Below are 18,602 nucleotides of genomic sequence, written 5' to 3' on the forward strand. Positions count from 1 at the left end.
CGCTCCGTCGGAGCCTGCCGCGCTCGGTGCCGTGGTGGCCTGCGAGGCAGTCCGCGCGCACCCTCCGTCACTCCCGCACCCAGTGCGGCAGGATCGGACGGCGTGATGCAACCCGAGGGTTGCGCGGAGGTTCGACCGGGCTTACCGTGATGCAACCGAAAAGTTGCAGAACGAGGAGAACTCATGGACGACTTCACGACGACCTACCTGGTGGACCAGACGCCCGACGAGGTGTTCGCGGCCGTGACGGACGTGCGCGGCTGGTGGGTCGACGCCATCGAGGGCGGGACCGCTGAGCTCGGCGACGAGTTCGTCTTCCACAACGAGCCCGTCCACGTGTCGCGGCAGCGGCTGACCGACGTGGTGCCGGGGGAGCTGGTCGAGTGGCTGGTCCTCGAGGCCGAGCTGACCTTCGTCGAGGACACCGCCGAGTGGGTGGGCACGCGGGTCCGGTTCGAGATCACGCCCGAGGGCGGTCGGACCCGGCTGCGGTTCACGCACGTCGGGCTGGTGCCGGCGCACGAGTGCTTCGAGATCTGCCACAACGCGTGGAGCTGGTACATCAACGTCAGCCTGCGGCGCCGGATCACCACGGGGGCCGGGCTGCCGGGCCAGGTCCCGGCCGCGGCCCTGGAGGTCGCGGTCCTCGCGTAGCCCCGCAGCGCCGAGCCCGGCCCGCGGACGGGTCGGGCTCGGCGTCGGCGTCAGGGGCGCGTGCCGGGGCGTCCGCCGGGGCCGCCGCCCTGGCCGCCCCCGCCGCCCATACCGGCGAGCGCCTGGCCGGCGGTGCCGGTCGTCGCCACGGTCGATCCGCCGCTGTCGCCGGCTGCCGCCAGTCCGCCCACCGTGTCGCCGCTCACCGAGCCGCCGGTCGCCGCCGAGTACGTGTCGCCGGAGACGATGTCCGCCGACGCGTAGACCAGCGACGTGAAGTCCTTGGACGACTCGAACGCCGCGATCTCGGTGCCGTCGGCGTCGAGGATGTGGACCACGGTGCCGGCCGCCTGCGTCGAGGAGAACGTGAAGGCGACGAACGACTGCGACGAGTCGGCGCCGGGGGTCATCGCCATGCCGGACGCGCCGGCCGCGAGGATGGTGCCTCCGGAGACGTCGAACGTGCCGTCCACGTCGAGCGCGCCGTTGCCGTCGTTGGTCGGCCCGTTCACCACGGCGGTGCCGCCGGTCATGGTGAGGAAGCCGTTGGCGTCCAGGCCGTCGCCGCCGGAGTCGACCACGATGGTGCCGCCCGTGATCGTCAGGCCGACCGTCGTGCTGGCCGTCCCGCCCGGCGCCTGCTGCCCGGTCGCGTTCGGGTCGGAGGCGTTGACGCCGTCGTCGCTCGAGGTGACGTTGACCGACCCGCCGGCGATCGTGATGAGCCCTGCCTCGACGCCCTCGTAGGAGGTCGTGACGTCGACGGAGCCGTCGGTGATCTGCAGGGCGTTGTCGGCGTGCACGCCGTCGTCGCCCGCGGCCAGCGTGAGGTCGCCGCCCGCGATGCTCACCACGCCGTCCGAGCCGATGGCGTCGTCGGCGGCGTCGATGAGCAGCTGCCCGTCGCCGACCACCACGGAGACCGTCCCGGAGATGCCCTTGGGTGAGGCGTCCTCGGCCACCGTGGTGCCGTGCCCGCCGCCCGCGACGATCGTCAGGGTGCCGTCGGCCACGATCGCGTCGGTCCGGGCGGCGATGCCGTCGTCGCCGGCGGTGACCTTGACCGACCCGCCGGTGATCTCGACGTAGCCGAGCGTCTCGTCCTGGTCGTTGTCCGACTTGAGCCCGTCGCCGCCCGCCGCGACGTCGAGCGAGCCGCCGGAGACCACCAGGTAGTCCTTGCCGCGGATGCCGTCGTCGACCGCGTCGACGGTGATCGTGCCGCCCGCGACGACGAGCCCGTCCTTGACGGCGATGCCGTCGTTCGCGTTGCCCTGGACCGACAGGGCGCCGTCGCCGGTGATCGTCAGGTCGGCGGTGCTGAACAGCGCGGCGCTGGCCTCGTCGGTGTCGGCGTAGGACGTGGTGTCGGACAGGTGGTTGTCGCCGACGAGCTCGACCACGACCTGGTCCGCGTCGAGAACCTGCAGCGGCGAGGTGGTCGAGCTGGTCAGCGAGGCGTCGTCGAGGATCAGGTGGACGACGCCGTCGTCGGCGGTGTTCACCACGACGCTGCCGTCGGCGAGCGTGCCGCTGAGCCGGTAGGTGCCGGCGGCGGTGATCGTGACGGTGCTGCCGTCGACGGTGACGCCGTCGGACGCGGTCGGGTCGTCCAGGTCGATGGCGACCTCGTCGCCCGATGCCGTGAGGTCGACGTCGTCGGGCGCGGTGTTCGCGGCCATGGCCTGCTCGACGGTGACGTTCGCGTCGCTGGTCGTGGTGGTGCTGCCGGTGGAGTCCGTCGTGTCCGCGGCGTCGGCCGTGGCCGTGCAGCCGGCCAGCAGGGCCGCGACGAGGGCGGCGGGGACGAGGATCTTGGCGTTGATGCGTCGCATGGGGGGCTCCTTCAGAGGGCGGTGACGTGCCGGTCGAGGACGCGGCGCCACGGGTGGGACGGGAGGTCGGCGTGCAGCGCGGCCATGCCGGTGCCGTACTTGGAGATGCGCACGGGGCGGTGGCCGTGCCGCCAGAGCAGGCGGTCGGTGGAGCTCGGGGTGGAGCCGGTCTTGGTCTCGATGACCACCCGGTCCGGCAGCGCCCGGCTCGCTCCGGTGAGCGCCGACGTCCACACCAGGCCGGTGTCGATCGTCGTGCGGCTGTCGGTGCGGGGCAGGTAGAGGGTCGAGCGCCGGTACGTGCTGACCAGGGTCGGCTGGTAGAGGCCGGTCTCGTGCAGGACGTCGTCGGCGAACCGGCGGCCCTCGTCCGTCAGGGTGTCGCGGTCGTCCGGGTCGTACGGCAGCCGCGTCTTGACCGTGCTGCCGCGGGGGCCGCGGGTCTTCACCTCGACCCAGCAGAGCTCGGAGTCCACGTAGGTGCGGGTGCGGATCTTGAACCGCCGCCGGCGCCGGTGGGCCGCCCCGAGGTAGCTGGTCAGGTCGGGGGTGTCGAAGTAGACGGACTCGTAGGCGAAGTCGCGTTCGTCGCCGATCTGGAGGATCCGCGCGCCGGGCTCGAGGCCCCGCAGGAGCACGGCGACCGCCTCGGCCGGGACCACGTACTTGCGGTCCATCCGGGTCTGCAGGCTCGCCCGCTCCGTCAGCTCGACGACGTCGATCGGGTCGAGCGTGTCGAGCGTCATGCCGCCACCAGCTGCCGGGCCGGGCCGAGCTCGTAGCGGACGTCGACGGTCGTGGTGTCGTTCACCAGGTCGACCCGCTGCACCAGGGCGGTGTGCACCGTGGCGCCGAGCAGCCGTTCCAGGTGGGCCACGAGCGCGGTCTCGTCGGTGATCGCCGAGTCGAGGACCATCGTCTGCTGCCGGTACTGCCGCAGCATCGCCGGGTGGTCGACCACCCCCATCACCACGACCACCAGCACCATCAGCGCCGCGTTCAGCGCGACCGGCGTGACCGCCAGCCCGCCCAGCAGGCCGAGAGCCAGCGCCGAGAAGTAGTAGGCCACCTCGTGCTGCGTGAGCTCGGTGGACCGCAGCCGGATGATCGACAGCACGCCGAACAGCCCGAGCCCGAGGCCCGCCCCGACCGCGCTCTGCGCCAGCGCCGCCGACACCGCCAGCACCCCGACGTTGACGCCGAGGTAGGCGACCACGAGGTCGCGCCGGCGGTGCCGGGGAAAGTAGACGCCGAACGCGAGGGCGCTGATGGCGACGAGATCGAGCGCGAGGAGCGCGTACTGACTCATGGGAACCCTCCTAGTGGGACGGGTTCCATTCAGGCGGGCGGTCCTGTGGCACTGCTGTGCGGAGGCTTTGCCTCAGGCGTGGCTCGGGCGGTCGGCGTGAAGACTTCGTTGCGGTAGGCGCAACGAAGTCTTCACGCGATCAGCCTCGGGCCGGCGTCCAGCCGAGCCGCGGCGCGACGCTCGTCGCGACGTTCTCCAGGATCCGGCGGCTCATCGCGTGCGTCGCGTTGGCGGGCAGCACGATGTCCAGGCCGGTGGCCTCCCGCAGCGCGACGTCGGCCTGCAGGCTCGCGACGACCTCGTCGGGCGACCCGTGGTGCGTCGGGCTGAACACCCCGAACCCGGTGCCGGCGGGCGGGCGACCGGTCGCGTCGAAGCGGCCGGCGTACCAGGCGATGTACTCGGCGAAGAGCTCGTCGTCGGCCGGCGTCACGCTGGGCAGCACGATGCGACCGGCGACCGCGCGCGGTGTGCGGCCCGGGACGTCGAACGCCTCCTTGTACGAGCGGATCTGGTCGCGCTGGGTCTCCTCGAACGAGCGGCCGTCGTCCTCGCTGTTGAGCGTCGAGACCAGCAGGTCCATGCCCTGCTCGGCGGTGCGGACGGCGGTGGGCTTGGAGCCCGGGCCGTACCAGACGCGGTCGGCCAGGCCGGGGCTGTGCGGGGTGACGGTCAGGGGCGTCCCCGGAGGCGCGATCGGGAAGCCGCCTTCGGGGGCGACGGCGACGGGCTCCCCGGCCAGGGCCGCGCGGAGGCGGGCGATCCGGTGCTGGGACTCGTCGTCGAACGACCGCTCGACCGCGCCGTAGACGCCGTCCAGCAGCGACGCGGAGGGCTTGATGCCGCCCGCCACCCCGAGCTCGAGGCGCCCGCCCGACAGCAGGTCGACCGTCGCGGCGTCCTCGGCGACCGCGATCGGGTCGGCGTAGCGCATGGGCAGGACGGCGGTCCCGAACCGGATGCGGGTGGTCGCCTGCCCGATCGCCGCGAACAGCGGGAACGGCGACGAGAGGAACTTCTCCAGGTGCCGCACGCGGACCCAGCCGATGTCGAAGCCGAGCTCCTCCGCGTACCGGAACAGGTCGATCGCGTCCCGCAGGGACTGACCGGCGTCGGCCGGGTCGTCGTAGGGGACGAAGGTGAGGAAGCTGAGCTCGAGGCGCGGGGCGGTCACGGGGCGCATCGTACGAGGACCGCACCCGAGCGGTGGCACGAGGACGCCGGCATCTCAGCAGCCGACCTGGACGGTCCGTCGTCACCGGTGCCACGATGCCCAGGGGCCCGATGAGCCCGCCACGGCTCGCCGCGCCCGGGAGGATCGGTGCGCCCGGAGACTCGCTTCACCCTGTCCGGCGACGTGTACCTCGCCTACGCGGTGCTCGGCGCCGGCGAGGCCCAGGTGGTGGCCGCGCTGGCAGGCCCGACGCACCTCGAGGCGATGTGGGACGTCCCCGAGCTGTCGGGCTCCCTCGAGCAGCTCGCGGCGGTCGCTCGGGTTGCCGTCTTCGACAAGCGCGGGGTCGGGCTGTCGGACCGGGTCTCGGGGGACGTCGACGTGGCCACCGGTGCCGCGGACATCATCGCCGTGATGGACGCCGCGGGGTTCGACCAGGCCGTCCTCCTGGGTGGCGTCGACGGTGGCTTCGCGTGCCTGGCCGCCGCGGCGCTCTACCCGGAGCGGATCCTCGGCATCGTCGGCAACGAGCTCGTCGCGACGTTCGTCGTCGACGAGGACCACCCGTTCGGTCTGATCCCGGAGACGGTCCAGACACTCCAGCAGATCAGCTCGGAAGGAGGGTGGGGAGAAGGGCGGATCCTCGAGCTGTTCGCGGGGCGGCGCATGAGCCAGGACGCGCGGGTCGTCAGTGCGTGGCAGCGGTGGGAGCGGATGGCGGCGACCCCGGCCACGGCGGCGTGGGCGCTGCACTCGATGCTGGCCGCCGACGCCCGCCCGTTCCTGGCGGACGTGCACGTGCCGGTCGTCCTGCTGCACGTCAAGGACAACCCGTTCATCGACGCGCGCGCCGTGCAGTGGCTGGCGGACCATCTCGATCAGGGGAGGGTCGTGGAGCTCGACGGCGACTTCTTCGAGCTCATCCAGGCAGGTGGCGCGGTCCCCGCCGAGCTGGAGGAGATGCTCCTGGGCACGCGAGTGAGCGACGGGGCGCGTCGCGAGCTGGTCGCGCTGCTGGTGACGGACATGTGCGGGTCGACCGAGACCGCTGCACGCGTGGGCGAGAACGCTTGGCGGCGGATCCTCGAGGATCACCGCCGGGTGGTGCGCAACGCCCTGGTCCGTCATGGGGGCACCGAGATCGACACCGCAGGCGACGGTTTCCTCGCGTCCTTCCGCCTCGCCAGCCAGGCGATGAGGTGCGCTGCCGACATCCGCGACCGGTGTCGCGCGGACGGTGTCGACGTCCGGCAGGGCATCCACGCCGGCGAGGTCAGCGTCGTCGACGGCGGCATTGCGGGCCAGGCGGTCCACGCCACTGCCCGCGTCGCCGCGCTCGCAGTGGCCGGAGAGGTGCTGGTGTCCGACACGGCCGTGACCTTGGCCGCCGGTGACCACGTGCATGTCGAGCCCGCGGGCACCCGCACTCTGCGCGGCCTGCCGGGCCGGTGGCGCCTGCACCGGCTCGGAGCGTCGTCGTGAGAGGACCTACGCCACGGTCGCCGGCACCCGCGGGTACTGGACCTGCGCGACCCGGTCCAGGATCGCGTCCAGCACCGCCCCGCGGTCGAACTGCAGGGCGTGCAGGCGTGCGCGGGTCTCCCACCCGGCGCGCTCGTCGGGGGACATGGCCAGGACGCGGTCGAGGGCGTCGGCGATCGCGGACGGCGACTCGACGGGCACGATGATCGCGGCGTCGCCGACGGCCTCGGAGATGCCCCCGGTGTCGGTCGTGATGACCGGGCCGCCGCCGGCGAGCATCTTCTCCGCCAGCGCGATGCCGAAGGTCTCGACGAACTCCGGGCGGGGCTTCGACGGCAGCACGTAGGCGGCGGACGAGGCCATCAGGTGCGCCTTCTCGTCGTCGTCCACGTCGTCGAAGAACACGATCCGGTCCGCGGCGTCGGACCGGGCGGCGAGCTCCTGCAGCCGCTCGGCGTCCGGGCCGTTGCCCGCCACGACCAGGCGCAGCGACGACGCCGCGCTGCTGGCGGCGAACCCGGCGATGAGGTCGTCGACCCCCTTCGCGTGCGCCAGGCGCGACAGGAACAGGACGTAGCCGTCGTGCTGGAGGCCGCGGTCGGCGAGCACGCGGGCGGTCTCGCGGATGTCGAGGTCCAGGTAGGACGCGACGTCGATGGCCGGGTAGGAGACGGTGACGCGCTCGCGGCACTGGGCGGCGAACGTGGTGCCGTGCTTGGCGTCGATCGCCGCGGCCTCGGCGATGATCAGCTCGCGCGTGTAGTCGCTGACCGCGAGGCAGACGTCGTGCTCGAGGTAGCTGGACAGCACGTGCGCCGCGGCGCCGAACTCGTCCTTCTCGACGCAGGCGCGCACGACGTTGGTGACGTCCGACCCGACGGCCTCGGCGACCGTGGTGACGTTGACCGGCAGGCCCGTGCGGCGCGCGACGTGCACGGCGTCGGCGACGGCGAGCGAGTGCGGGCTCAGGTACAGCGACATGGCGACGGTCGGGACGCCGTCGGTGAACAGCTCGACCAGCCTGCCGACGATGCCCGCGAGCCAGCGGCCGTCGGGGACCTTGTAGTCGCCGACCGGCTCGGGGCGCTCCACCGTGATGCCCGGCGAGTAGGGCAGCACGCCGTCGAGGGGCTTGAGCGGCAGACCCGTCTGCTGCAGCCGGTCGATGGGCCAGGTGACGATGCGAACGTCGTCGAAACCCCGCTGGAGGGCGGCCTCGGCGAGGTTGCGGGCCTCGCCCGAGTGCCCGCAGATGACCGGGTCGGCTCGGACGACGATGACGAGACGGCGGGCAGTGGTCACGTCGACTCCTAGGTCAGCGCCGCAGCGCGGTGGTCGGGACGGTGGTGCTGACGGACGGGGGCCGGACGGTGGTGCCCCAGTCGCCGGGCTCTGGGCCGAGGGTCAGGTGGAGGCGTCCCCCGCGGTGGAGCTCCGTGCCGGTGAGCCAGGTGCGGTCGAGCCGCTCCCCGTCGAGGTGCACGGACTGTACGTACTGAACCGGTCCGCCAGGTGTCGGCTCGGTGAACCCTGAGGTCTCGATGGTGAGGTTGCGGTCGCCGACGTCGATGCTGGCCTCCCGCCAGGCCGGCGCGCTGATGAGGAAGAGGTTCTGGCCGGCGACCGGGAACAGCCCGAGCGACGCCCAGACGTACCAGGACGAGAGGCCGCCGGAGTCGTCGTTGCCCGGCAGGCCGCCGCGCCCGACGCCGAACTGGTTCTGCACGATCGCTTGCACCACCTCGGCGGTCCGGTCGGGCCGGCCGGCGTAGTGGTAGGACCAGGGAGCCTCCATGTCGGGCTCGTTGTTGAGGCCCTCGAACCGGTTGAGTGCGTACCCGGCGGCCATCTCCTCGATGCCCGGGCGGTGCCCCGGCTGCGTCACGGGCGGCGCGCCGAACCCGAAGAACTGGTCGAGCTGTGCGACGAAGGCGTCGTCGCCACCCGAGAGCTTGATGCGCGCCGCCATGTCGTGCAGCAGCCGGAACGAGTAGTTCCACCGGCCGCCCTCGTAGTACGTGGAGTCCTCGAGCAAGCCCGTCGATTCGTCGAACGCGTTGACCCAGCGCGCGGCCAGGGGCGCGAACTGGTCGACCAGCGCCGGGTCGCCCACGTGGGCCGCGATCTGCGACGTGCACCAGTACCCGAACGCCAGGTCGAGCGTGTGGCTGATCGGGTGCACCTTGCCGCGCAGCAGGAAGTCCTCGCCGTAGGTGCGACGGAGGTCGTTGTGCATGTGCACCAGCGCCCAGTCCCAGTCCACGCCGGGCAGCCCCAGCTGGCACAGGTCGGAGAGGAACGTGTGCGCGAGTGCCGACGCCTGCCGGCTGAACTGGTCGGCGCCGCGCGCCATCCGGTAGCCGATCGGGAGGTTGCCCTCCTCCTCGGAGATGTACAGGAGCGCGTTGGCCAGCTCGACGGCGCGCTCCGGCATGAGCGCCGTGAGCAGGGGGAGCTGGGTGCGGTAGATGTCCCACATGGTCGCGATGTCGTACGCGAACGGGCCGTTGGCGGGCCAGAACGGTGACTCGTCGGGAGCCAGGCAGGGCTTGATCAGCGAGTGGTAGAGCGCCGTCGAGAAGACGGTCTGCTTGTCCTTGCTCGGGGTGTCGATGCGGATCTTGCCCAGGCTCGACTGCCAGGCCTCGGCGGTCGCCGCGCGCCTGGTCGCGAAGCTGGACGGACCCGGGCCGCACTCGCGCTCGAGGTTCTCCCGGGCCTGGTCCACGCCCCGCAGCGAGAACCCGAACCGCAGCTCCACCACCTGCCCCGGCTCCGACGGCCCGGCCCACATGAGCCCGAACGGCCGCAGGGTGGTCGGCCGGATCCGGTCGAAGTCGAGCCGCGTGCCGCCCGGCATGAGCCGGCGGTCGTACCAGAGCATCTGCCGCCAGCGCGGGTCGTCGCACTCCACGTGGATGGCCAGCGGGGCGCCCTCGACGACGATCTCGCCCTGCGCGATGCCCGGGCTCAGCGAGTGCAGGTGCGCGCGCAGCGGCACGGTCCGGCCGTGGGGGATCGTGAGGCCGCCGAGCGAGAAGTCGATGACCAGCCGCGCGTCGCGGTGGGCCGGGAACGTGTACCGGTGGACGGCGCTCTTCGGGCCCACGGTGATCTCCGCGCGGATCCCGGAGTCGAGCGTCGCGGCGTAGTACCCGGGCTCGGCGGACTCGTCGACGACGTCCCACAGCTGACCCAGGTCGTCGAGCGGCTGCAGCATCGGCGTGACGCGGAAGTAGTTGTAGTACTTGCGGATGGCGCCCGTGCCGGACTGCTGGAAGTGCGTGAACCCGCTGGCCACCTGCCGGTCGTGCATCTCCGTGGGGAGGCCCTCGGTGCCGAGGTCGTAGCGGCCGTAGCCCGTCGGATACGCGCCGCTGTACGCGCACACGCTGACCATGCCGAGCGGGTGCGTGGCGCCCGGGTGCGTGTTGCCGACCTGCGGCTTGGGCCACCACCAGCTCGCTGCGATCCCCTGCTGCGGCGGCAGGTTCGTGGCTTCCGTGCCGATGAAGGGGTCGACGCGTTCGAACATCGTGCCGCTCCTCGCACTCGTCCTGGGGGGTCACAGGGTCGCGTGCGGGCGACGCCTGCGTCCATGCCTCGTTCAGGGGACGGTACGGGGGGAGTGTTGCCGGGGGGTTTCGCGAACGGCTCGGGGTGACCGGCAGCGACTAGCGGGCGCGCTCGAAGCGCTCCCAGCGCCGGGCCAGCGGATCGCGGTCCGCGCTATCCGAACGCGCCGGAACCTCAGACGCCGCAGCGATTGCGGCCACGCCCTCGCCGGGGGAGCGTTGTCGGCGGCGCGCACACGGCGGCGCCCCGACCCGCTCGAAGGGCTGAGCTGATGACCGAAGCGGCAACGACACCCGCGTGGCAGCCCCCCACCGTCCCCCGCAGCGCCTGGAACGCCCTCGTCGTCCTCATGGCCGGCATGTTCATGGCCCTGCTGGACACGACGATCGTCAACGTCGCGCTGCCGACGATCCGGATGAGCCTGGACGCGAGCGAAGCGACGCTGAGCTGGATCATCAGCGGCTACGCCCTGGCGTTCGGCATCGCGCTCATCCCGGCGGGGCGGATCGGCGACCGCATCGGGCACAAGTGGGTGTTCTTCACCGGGTTGGCGCTGTTCACCCTGGCCAGCCTGTTCTGCGGGTTGGCGCAGACCAGCCTCCAGCTGATCGTCGCGCGGGTGGTCCAGGGGCTCGCGGGCGGCATGTTCGTGCCCGGGGTCACCGCGATGATCCAGCTGCTGTTCCCGGGGCGGGTGCGGGGCAAGGCGTTCGCGATCATGGGGTCGGTGATCGGGGTGTCGACGGCGCTCGGGCCGATCCTCGGTGGGTTGATCATCGAGGCGTTCGGCGACGAGAACGGCTGGCGGCTCGTCTTCTGGGTCAACATCCCGATCGGGATCATCGCGCTGATCGCCGCCGCGAAGATCCTGCCGGCCGGGTCGGAGGGGCAGGCGAAGGAGGGCTACGACCTGGTCGGGCTCGTGCTGCTGACAGCCGGGTTGGTGGCGCTGCTGGTGCCGCTCATCGAGGGGCAGGACAAGGGCTGGCCGGCGTGGACGTTCATCACGCTGGCGGCCGGCGTCCTGCTGATCGTGGCGTTCGCGCTGTGGGAGCTGCGGATCGTCGACCAGAACCCGATGGTGCCGCCGCACCTGTTCTCGCACCCGCAGTTCACCGGCGGGACGATTCTCGCGCTGGTCTACTTCGCGGCGTTCACCAGCATCTTCTTCACCATCTCGTTGCTCTGGCAGGCAGGCCTCGGGCACACCGCGCTGGAGTCCGGCGTGGTCGGGGTGCCGTTCGCCCTCGGCAGCATCCTCGGGGCGTCGCAGAGCAACCGGCTGTCGCAGCGGCTGGGCCGCACCGTGCTCATCGTCGGCACCGCCATGGTCTGCGTCGGGCTGGTGTGGGTGTGGCTGGTGCTGCGGATCGAGCCGGCGCAGGACCTGGCCAACTGGGACCTGCTGGCGCCGCTGCTGATCGCGGGCATCGGCAGCGGGCTGTTCATCGCGCCGAACGTCCAGTTCATCGTGGCGACGGTCGACCGGTCCGAGGCCGGCTCCGCCAGCGGCGTGATCAGCGTGATGCAGCGCGTCGGCTCGGCCATCGGCATCGCGGTCATCGGCAGCGTCCTGTTCGGCACCCTGCACATCACCGGCCCCGCGGACGTCCAGCAGGCCTTCGTCGACAGCGCCGCGCACGCCATGGCCGTCAGCGCCGCACTGTCGATCGTCGCGTTCGCGCTCGTCTTCGTGCTGCCCCGGAAGGTCAACGCCTACGGCGGTCCGCCCGCGGCGGAGTGATCGCGAGATCGTCATCCCCCCGTCGGGTGTCCTTCACGCCCGCGCCACGTCCGGCGCGTGTGCTGGTGGTGCCGACGAGAGGACCACCGATCATGGCCGCCACGCTCGCCACCACCCGCCTCTACGACGTTGCCGACGACCACCAGCCGGAGGTGGGTGCCACGGTCTGGGCGGTGGCGCACCCGATCGGCGAGGCCCCCGACGGCCCGGACCAGCGCTGGGTGCTGGTCATGGGAGAGGTCATGGGCGTGCGGCTGGACACGCCGGGCTGGCCCAACGGTCAGGTCTGGTCGACGGAGCGGCTGTGCCGGGAGCACGCGTGGTCGCGGCACGTGGTCGGGCGCCGACGCCACACCGGGTTCGAGGTGCTGCGCCTGGACGTGGTGACGCCGAGCCTGTTCCGGCTCGCCACCGACTGATCCGCCGGTAGCGTGAACCTCGCCCGCACCGACGAGGGAGCACGCACATGAAGGACTTCGACCAGGCGCTGAGCACGGCGGCTCCCGGCACCATCGACGGCGCCAAGCTGCTCGCACGGTTCGCCTACGAGCCGCTGGCGGTGCCCAGCGGCGGGCCCGTCGGCGAGCACTTCGAAGGGTTCATCCCCGCGATCCTCGACCGGGACGGCGTGCACCACCTGGTCGCGTTCTCGTCGGTCCAGCGGTTCCGCGACGAGGGCCGGATCGGTGGCGACGCCGTCGCGATGCCGGTGCGCGAGGTGCTGCTGCGGATGCCGTCGGACGTGGGCATCGTGGTCAACCCGGGCAGCTCGCAGGGGTTCGAGCTGGGGCCGGACGTCGTCGCGACCCTGCGCGACGAGCTCGCCCGGCCCCACGACGAGTGATCAGGCTGGCACCTTCACGGTGGTGAGGAACGCGGCCGCCTGGGTCAGGTCGTCGAAGCCGTCGCCGGCCAGGTCGACCAGCAGGTCGTTGCTCCACAGCGCCAGCCGCCCGATGGTGAACTGCTCCTTGGCGACGTCCGGCAGCGCGAGCCCGTAGACGCGCTTGGCGATCTCGCGCTTGCCGCCGCGGGCCGCGCCGTACGTCGAGACCGGCAGGTACGCGTCCGGGGACATCGCGCACAGCACGCGCGTGAGGGCCGGCTCCTTGAAGCCCGTCATCCCCAGGCCGCCCTGGCCCAGGATCAGGCGGGTCAGGCGGTCGGGCAGCGGCACGGTCTCGGGCCCGTAGAGCAGGTACCGGATGGTGTTGCGGGTGCGGGCCGACGCCTCGTGCTCGCCCATCGACGCCCACGCGCGGTTGAACGACGCCGTCGTGGCGTTGGTGGCGCCGGGGGTGTCGTTGACGAACGCCTTGAGGTCGCGCGGCTCGCACGTGGTGATCTCGTCGCGGCTGAACACCTGCTGGTAGTGGGACCAGTCGGGGCCCGGGTCGGTGGGGGCGGCCTCCGCGGCCAGCTTCTCCACGCGCTCGAGACGGGCCGGGTCGACGGCCGTGCGGTCGGGGAACCGGGCCTGCAGATCGGCCGACGAGGCGGGCAGCGCGGCCTGCGACTTCGCCTCCCCGCGGGTCCACTGGTGGTCACACGCCGTGCAGCGGACGGTGCGGCGGTCGTCCGCCAACCGTTCGACGAGTTCGAGCTCTCCGGATCGACAGACCGGGCATGTCAGCATGGGTGCTCCTTCGCCTCTACAGAGAGTGTGACGCACCGGAGAGCCGCCCAGGTCCCGTGCGCCGGTCGCACCTTCCACGAGGGGACGCGACGGCCCGCAAATACGGGCTCTGACCTGCGACGACGTACCGCGCGACCGCAGGGCGGCAGTTCTGTTCGTCACGACGGCAGGTGCAGCCACCACGTGATGCCGGTCCCGATCCGCTGCAGGCCGCACCTCCGGTACAGCGCGTAGCCCGCCGGCGTCGAGTTGAGCACGACCTGCCGTGCCCCCGCCGACGCCGCCGCCGCGCAGACCGCCTGCATGAGCCCGGTGCCGAGCCCCCGCCTCTGGAACGGCTCCGGCACCTCGACGTCGAACACCCCGGCCAGGTCGTCGACGAGGTGCGCCCAGGCTCCGCCCGCCGCCTGACCGCCCTGCCGCGCCGCGGCGAACCAGGCGCGCGGAGGTCGCCCGTCGGCGCCGGGCGCATCCTTCCGCAGCTCGACCCGCGGATCGGCGGGCAGCCCGAGGTCGATCGGCCCCGCCATCCACCAGGGCGCCCAGCCCTTCTTGAACCCCGCGGCGGCCAGCGGCCTCGGGTCCACGTCGAGGCCCAACCACGCACCGACGATCGACGCTCCCTCCGACCGTGCGCGCTCGACGCCACGGGCGAGCGCGGCCGGGTCGATGACCCGCGGGAACATCAGGTCGCCGTTGGCCCAGGTCAGGCCGTCGTCCTCCCAGGAGCCGCTGCCGAGCACCTGCGACCGTAGCTGGAACCAGCTGGTCTGCACGCGCTCGCAGTCCGCGACCGTCACGGTCACCCCGGCACCGGGCCCCGGCGGATCCGCTCGAGCAGGGCGTCGGGCGTGACGGTGTCGAAGTCCCAGTTCGAGTCGATCCACCACGTCACGCCGGCGTCCTCCAGCGCGGCCACCTGCGCCTGCGCGCCGTCCGCCAGGACCCCCTCGACCACCATCTCGAACGGGCGGTCGGGCCCGCGCTGCCCGGCGACCCAGTCGTGCACCTCCCGCAGCTCGTCGGGCGTCAGCGGGGCGAACGCGTCCTCCCGGCGGACGGGCAGGACGCCGTCCCAGGCCGCCGCGCGGCGCATCGACCGCGGCGCGTTCCACGAGCCGACCACCCACACCGGGATGCGCCCGCGCACCGGCCGCGGCCGAAAGACCAGGTCGGTGAGCTGGTGGTAGGTGCCCGCGTGGCTGACCGGCTCGCCGGTCCATGCGCGCTCCAGGATCTCGAGGCTCTCGTCCAGCAGGTCCGCGCGCTCGCGGGCCGCGACGTGCTCGCCGGAGACGCGGGAGTAGGCGCCGTCGTCGATCGCGCCGAGACCCACCGGGAGCACGAGCCGACCGCCCGAGAGGTGATCGACGGTCAGCGCCTGGCGCACCACCTCCCACGGCTTGCGGCGCGGCAGCGAGAAGACCATGGCGCCGAGCGTGAGGCGCGTGGTGGACACGGCCGCGGCGCCGAGGATGGTCCAGGGGTCGAACGTGTCCATCGGTCCGACGCTGATGCCGTCCCACGTGAAGAACCCGTCCCAGCCCGCGTGCTCGGCGGCGACGGCCATCTCGATCGACTGCTGCGCGGACCCGCACGTGGCGGTGACACCGAACTTCATGCCCAGCGACGCTACGCCGGACCCCCGACACTCAAGGGCCCGCACGGATCTGCCGATCCGAGAGCAGCGCACGGATCGCGCGACCCACCGCCGAAGAGGAGCCCGGAGTTGAGCAGCAGCGCGTCCCCGCAGCCGGCCGCGGCCTGGCTCCCGGAGCCGCGCGAGCCCGGCGACGAGCTGCCGGTCCTGCCGCCGAGCGACTCGCTGCCCGACCCGGAGCCCGTGCCGCCACGGCCACTCGCGGGCGCCGCGCTGCCCGACTCCGATCTAGTTCCGCCGGATCGGCACGCCGACCCCCTGCTTCCCGACCTGGAGCTCGTGCCGCCGCGGCCACCCGCCGGCACCGCGGTGCCCGACGCCGACGACGGGACGGGGCAGACCGCGTCCGTCGCGACGGTCGTCGAGAGCCCCGTCGGGGTGTCCGAGCTGCCGCTGCTCCCGTTCGCCCAGGTGCTGGAGACGTACGTGGGCTGGGGCACGCGGCTGTGTGCGCTCGCGATCGACCTGGTCGCGCTCGTGCTGCCGTTCGCCGCGGGCGTGCTGGTCGACTCAGCGCTCATGGCCTACGGCGTCCCCATGGTCCAGGGTCAGCTCACCGTGATCCCGCTGGTGCTGGCCGCGATCGTGTGGAACCGCGGCGTCTGGCAGGGGCGCACCGGGCAGTCGCTCGGCAAGAAGGCGATGGGCATCCGGCTGGTCCGGGAGTCCACGAGCCTGCCGGTCGGCGTCGGGGTCGCGCTGCTGCGCGAGCTGGCGCACCTGGTGGACACGGTGTCGCTGGTCGGCTGGCTGAACCCGATGTGGAGCGGCAAGCGGCAGACGTTCGCGGACCAGATCGTGCACACGGTCGTCCTCGGCTGACCGGTCACACCGGCACGGCGGCCTGTCGGCGGGCGGCGAGCGTCTCGGCGATCGCGAGGTCCCACGGGGTCGCGACGACGCCGAGCACCCGCGCCGACGCCGCGGTGTCCATGACATACGGCCGCGAGAAGTGGTCCGACACGGACGCGATCTCCCGCAGCATCGGCGACACCACGCCGAGCGCGCGCACGACGGACGCGGGCACGGGCCGGATCCGCGGAGCCGGGGCACCGGCCGTGCCCGCGATGCGGGTGCCCAGCTCACGGAACGTCAGCGGCTCTGCGGTGGGCACGTGCCACGCCTGCCCCCACGCCGCCGGCGTGCTGCCGGCGGAGACGAGCGCGCGGGCGAAGTCCGGGAGGTACGTCCAGCTGTGCGGCTGGTCCACCGCGACGAGCGTCCGCGCCACCGCGCCGGCGACGACCGCGTCGACGAACCGCGGACCGGCGTGCGCCTGCGAGTCGGCGAGCGGCCCGAGGTAGTCAGCCGCCCGGACCTCGGTCACGCGCAGCTCGCCGCGGCGGTGCCGGCGCTCGGCCTGCTGCCACATCCGCGCGCGCACGGCGCCCTTGGTGTCGGTCGCGGCGAGCGGCGAGTCCTCTCGCATGACGGCGCCGTGCGTGGCGTAGCCGTAGAGGTTGCCTGCCGTGACCAGCACCGCGCCCGTGCGGGTGGCGGCGTCGAGGAGGGAACCCCAGAGCGGCGGCCAGTCGGTGGCCCAGCGGTGGTAGGCGGGGTTGGCGCAGTTGTAGAGGACGTCGGCCCCTTGGGCTGCCCCGGTGAGCGCGTCGGTGTCGGTGGCGTCGAGGGCGGCGTGGGCGACCCGGTCCGTGGACGTGCCGCCGGACCGGCTCAGCACCAGGACGTCGTCGCCCTGGTCGGCCAACAGCTGGGCGAGGGTGGCGCCGACGGCGCCCTTGCCGAGGATCACGTGGCGGGTCATGAGAGCTCCTTCGTCGGAGAGAGCACTGCTCTCTGTTGTGATCAATGCTCGCAGAAGGAGAGCGGTGCTCGCAAGAGTGATCGGTGCTCGCGTTGTCGTCGGCGAGGCGGCACACTGGCGGCGTGACCGAGCCGACCGCCGCCCCCCGCGTCCCTGTCTCCGCCCGGGAGCGAGCCCGTGCCGAGGTGATGGCCGAGCTCCTCGCCGCCGCCCGGGCCCGGCTCGAGAGCGACGGCTCCGCGGAGCTGAGCCTGCGTGCCGTCGCCCGCGACCTCGGGATGGCGTCGTCGGCGGTGTACCGGTACGTCGAGTCCCGCGACGCCCTGCTGACGCTGCTGATCATCGAGGCGTACGACTCGGTCGGTGCGGCCGCCGAGGCCGCCGCCGAGGCGCGCGAGAGCGGGGCCGACCCCGCCGGCACGTGGCTCGAGGTCGCACGCGCGGTCCGCCGGTGGGCGCTCGCTCAGCCGTACTCGTTCGAGCTGATCTACGGCACACCGGTGCGCGGCTACCGGGCGCCCGAGGACACGGTGCAGTCCGCGCTGAGGATGTGGGGCGTGATCGTCGGGGTCGTCATGGCGGCGTACGGCGACGGGTCCCTGACCCCGGCAGGGCCCGCGTTCGACCCGGCCCGTCGCATCGCGCCCGAGGTCTACGCGTTCGTCGGCTGGACCGACCCCGCGGCCGTGCCGCCCGAGCTGGCCCGCACGGCCGCGCGCTCGGCCACCCTGTTCACGTCGCTCGTCGGCGCGATCTCGGCCGAGCTGTTCGGCCACCTCCACCGCGTCGCCGACGACTACGCCCTGCTGTTCGACGTGACGATCGCGACCGCGGCCGCCGGCGTCGGCCTGCACGTGACGCTCGACTGACCTGCGCCGACCGGGTGACGCGTGCCGGACCTGACGGTGCGGCCCTCAACCGTCCGCCGTCGCGTGTCGATGAGGGCACGACGCCCCCGCCCGATCCGCACCGCAGGAGACCCGTGAGCACGTACGACCCGTACCAGCCGCCCGCCAGCGACGGCTGGAACCAGGGACAGGTCCCGCCTGCCAACCCCTACGCCGCGCCGCCCGGCTACCCGCAGGCGCCCGCCTACGGCGCGCCCCCGGCCTACGGCGGGCCCCCTGCCTACGGCGGGCCCCCTGCCTACGACGCGGCGCCCGCCTACGGGGCCGCTCCCGCCTACGGCGCCCCCCCGGCCTACGGGGCTGCTCCCGTCTACGGCGCCGCGCCGGCCTACGGAGCTCCGGCCTACGGCGCCGGTCCGGGGTATCCGTTCGCCGGCTTCGGCGTCGGGTTCGCGCCGAGCTACGCCACCTGGATCCAGCGCGTCGGCGCCTACCTGCTCGACTCGCTCGCCCTGATCCCCTACCTCGTGGGGCTCGTCGTGATGTCGGTGACGTCCGTGCCGGGCGTCGACGCGTACGGCGCCCCGACCGACGACCCGACGACGTCCGGGATCCTCGCCCTCCTCGTCGGGGGCCTGGTCTCGCTCGTGCTCTGGGGCGGGAACCGGTGGGTGGTCGGTGGCCGGACCGGCCAGTCCTGGGGCAAGCGGGTCGTCGGGTTGACGCTGCAGCGGGAGGCGACGGAGGCGCCCCTGGGTGTCGGGATGGCGTTCGTCCGCGACCTCGCCCACTACGTCGACGGCTTCCTCTACCTCGGCTACCTGTGGCCGCTGTGGGACGCCAAGCGGCAGACGTTCTCCGACAAGATCACGAAGTCGATCGTCGTCCACTGAAGCCCGGGGCAACTTCTGCCGATAGA

Annotated in this window: 18 protein-coding genes; 8 read left to right on the forward strand and 10 right to left on the reverse strand. The window is 72.9% G+C overall.

Annotation, left to right across the window (positions count from 1 at the left end):
* Positions 1-183: 183 nt before the first annotated feature.
* Positions 184-654 carry an SRPBCC family protein gene (locus AB5970_RS01470; RefSeq protein WP_370502122.1) on the forward strand — a complete coding sequence of 157 codons (471 nt, stop codon included), beginning with the start codon at positions 184-186 and terminating at the stop codon, positions 652-654.
* Positions 655-704: 50 nt separating this feature from the next.
* Here AB5970_RS01470 and AB5970_RS01475 read toward each other — a convergent pair whose 3' ends face one another.
* The 4 genes from AB5970_RS01475 to AB5970_RS01490 all read right to left on the reverse strand — a co-directional run bounded on the left by AB5970_RS01475 (position 705) and on the right by AB5970_RS01490 (position 4,972).
* Positions 705-2,489, reverse strand: a complete 1,785-nt coding sequence (locus AB5970_RS01475; RefSeq protein ID WP_370502123.1) for a carbohydrate-binding domain-containing protein — start codon at positions 2,487-2,489, stop codon at positions 705-707.
* Positions 2,490-2,500: 11 nt separating this feature from the next.
* Positions 2,501-3,235, reverse strand: coding sequence for a polyphosphate polymerase domain-containing protein (locus AB5970_RS01480; RefSeq protein ID WP_370502124.1), 735 nt, complete (start codon positions 3,233-3,235; stop codon positions 2,501-2,503).
* Positions 3,232-3,798, reverse strand: coding sequence for a DUF4956 domain-containing protein (locus AB5970_RS01485; protein ID WP_370502125.1), 567 nt, complete (start codon positions 3,796-3,798; stop codon positions 3,232-3,234). The genes AB5970_RS01480 and AB5970_RS01485 overlap by 4 nt, the downstream gene beginning before the upstream one ends.
* Before the next feature lie 139 nt (positions 3,799-3,937).
* Entirely contained in the window at positions 3,938-4,972 is a 1,035-nt protein-coding gene (locus AB5970_RS01490; RefSeq protein WP_370502126.1) for an LLM class flavin-dependent oxidoreductase, read from the reverse strand.
* Positions 4,973-5,119: 147 nt separating this feature from the next.
* Between AB5970_RS01490 and AB5970_RS01495 the strand changes: the two genes are divergently transcribed.
* Positions 5,120-6,454, forward strand: coding sequence for an adenylate/guanylate cyclase domain-containing protein (locus tag AB5970_RS01495; RefSeq protein WP_370502127.1), 1,335 nt, complete (start codon positions 5,120-5,122; stop codon positions 6,452-6,454).
* Between the two features lie 6 nt (positions 6,455-6,460).
* Here AB5970_RS01495 and AB5970_RS01500 read toward each other — a convergent pair whose 3' ends face one another.
* Positions 6,461-7,756 carry a glycosyltransferase gene (locus tag AB5970_RS01500; RefSeq protein WP_370502128.1) on the reverse strand — a complete coding sequence of 432 codons (1,296 nt, stop codon included), beginning with the start codon at positions 7,754-7,756 and terminating at the stop codon, positions 6,461-6,463.
* Between the two features lie 13 nt (positions 7,757-7,769).
* Positions 7,770-9,989 carry a glycoside hydrolase domain-containing protein gene (locus AB5970_RS01505; protein ID WP_370502129.1) on the reverse strand — a complete coding sequence of 740 codons (2,220 nt, stop codon included), beginning with the start codon at positions 9,987-9,989 and terminating at the stop codon, positions 7,770-7,772.
* A gap of 312 nt (positions 9,990-10,301) precedes the next feature.
* Between AB5970_RS01505 and AB5970_RS01510 the strand changes: the two genes are divergently transcribed.
* The 3 genes from AB5970_RS01510 (at position 10,302) to AB5970_RS01520 (ending at position 12,618) form a co-directional block, all read left to right on the forward strand.
* Positions 10,302-11,774 (forward strand): MFS transporter, encoded by a 1,473-nt coding sequence (locus AB5970_RS01510; RefSeq protein ID WP_370502130.1) that lies wholly within the window; start codon positions 10,302-10,304, stop codon positions 11,772-11,774.
* Positions 11,775-11,866: 92 nt separating this feature from the next.
* Entirely contained in the window at positions 11,867-12,193 is a 327-nt protein-coding gene (locus AB5970_RS01515; RefSeq protein ID WP_370502131.1) for a hypothetical protein, read from the forward strand.
* Positions 12,194-12,240: 47 nt separating this feature from the next.
* Positions 12,241-12,618, forward strand: coding sequence for an SseB family protein (locus tag AB5970_RS01520; protein ID WP_370502132.1), 378 nt, complete (start codon positions 12,241-12,243; stop codon positions 12,616-12,618).
* Here the strand turns inward: AB5970_RS01520 and AB5970_RS01525 are convergent, their stop codons facing one another.
* From AB5970_RS01525 to AB5970_RS01535, 3 genes are all read right to left on the reverse strand, one after another.
* Positions 12,619-13,410, reverse strand: coding sequence for a hypothetical protein (locus AB5970_RS01525; RefSeq protein ID WP_370502133.1), 792 nt, complete (start codon positions 13,408-13,410; stop codon positions 12,619-12,621).
* Between the two features lie 158 nt (positions 13,411-13,568).
* The gene (locus tag AB5970_RS01530) at positions 13,569-14,216 is read right to left on the reverse strand and encodes a GNAT family N-acetyltransferase (RefSeq protein WP_370502134.1); all 648 of its coding nucleotides are present in this window, start codon (positions 14,214-14,216) and stop codon (positions 13,569-13,571) included.
* Positions 14,213-15,031, reverse strand: a complete 819-nt coding sequence (locus tag AB5970_RS01535) for an LLM class flavin-dependent oxidoreductase (protein ID WP_370502135.1) — start codon at positions 15,029-15,031, stop codon at positions 14,213-14,215. Before AB5970_RS01535 ends, AB5970_RS01530 begins: the two co-directional genes overlap by 4 nt.
* A gap of 108 nt (positions 15,032-15,139) precedes the next feature.
* On the opposite strand from AB5970_RS01535, the gene AB5970_RS01540 reads away from it, so the two are divergent.
* Positions 15,140-15,892 carry an RDD family protein gene (locus tag AB5970_RS01540; RefSeq protein WP_370502136.1) on the forward strand — a complete coding sequence of 251 codons (753 nt, stop codon included), beginning with the start codon at positions 15,140-15,142 and terminating at the stop codon, positions 15,890-15,892.
* A 4-nt stretch (positions 15,893-15,896) separates the two neighbouring features.
* Here AB5970_RS01540 and AB5970_RS01545 read toward each other — a convergent pair whose 3' ends face one another.
* Entirely contained in the window at positions 15,897-16,835 is a 939-nt protein-coding gene (locus AB5970_RS01545; protein ID WP_370502137.1) for an NAD-dependent epimerase/dehydratase family protein, read from the reverse strand.
* Positions 16,836-16,957: 122 nt separating this feature from the next.
* Here AB5970_RS01545 and AB5970_RS01550 point away from each other — a divergent pair, with 122 nt between their 5' ends.
* Together AB5970_RS01550 and AB5970_RS01555 are read left to right on the forward strand one after the other, a co-directional pair.
* On the forward strand, positions 16,958-17,704 hold the full coding sequence (locus AB5970_RS01550) for a TetR-like C-terminal domain-containing protein (protein ID WP_370502138.1): 747 nt from the start codon (positions 16,958-16,960) through the stop codon (positions 17,702-17,704).
* Between the two features lie 113 nt (positions 17,705-17,817).
* A complete protein-coding gene (locus AB5970_RS01555; protein ID WP_370502139.1) occupies positions 17,818-18,576 on the forward strand; it encodes an RDD family protein in 759 nt (252 codons plus the stop codon).
* Positions 18,577-18,602 lie beyond the last annotated feature (26 nt).

This window comes from Cellulomonas sp. ICMP 17802 (genome assembly GCF_041295535.1).
GTDB lineage: Bacteria > Actinomycetota > Actinomycetes > Actinomycetales > Cellulomonadaceae > Cellulomonas.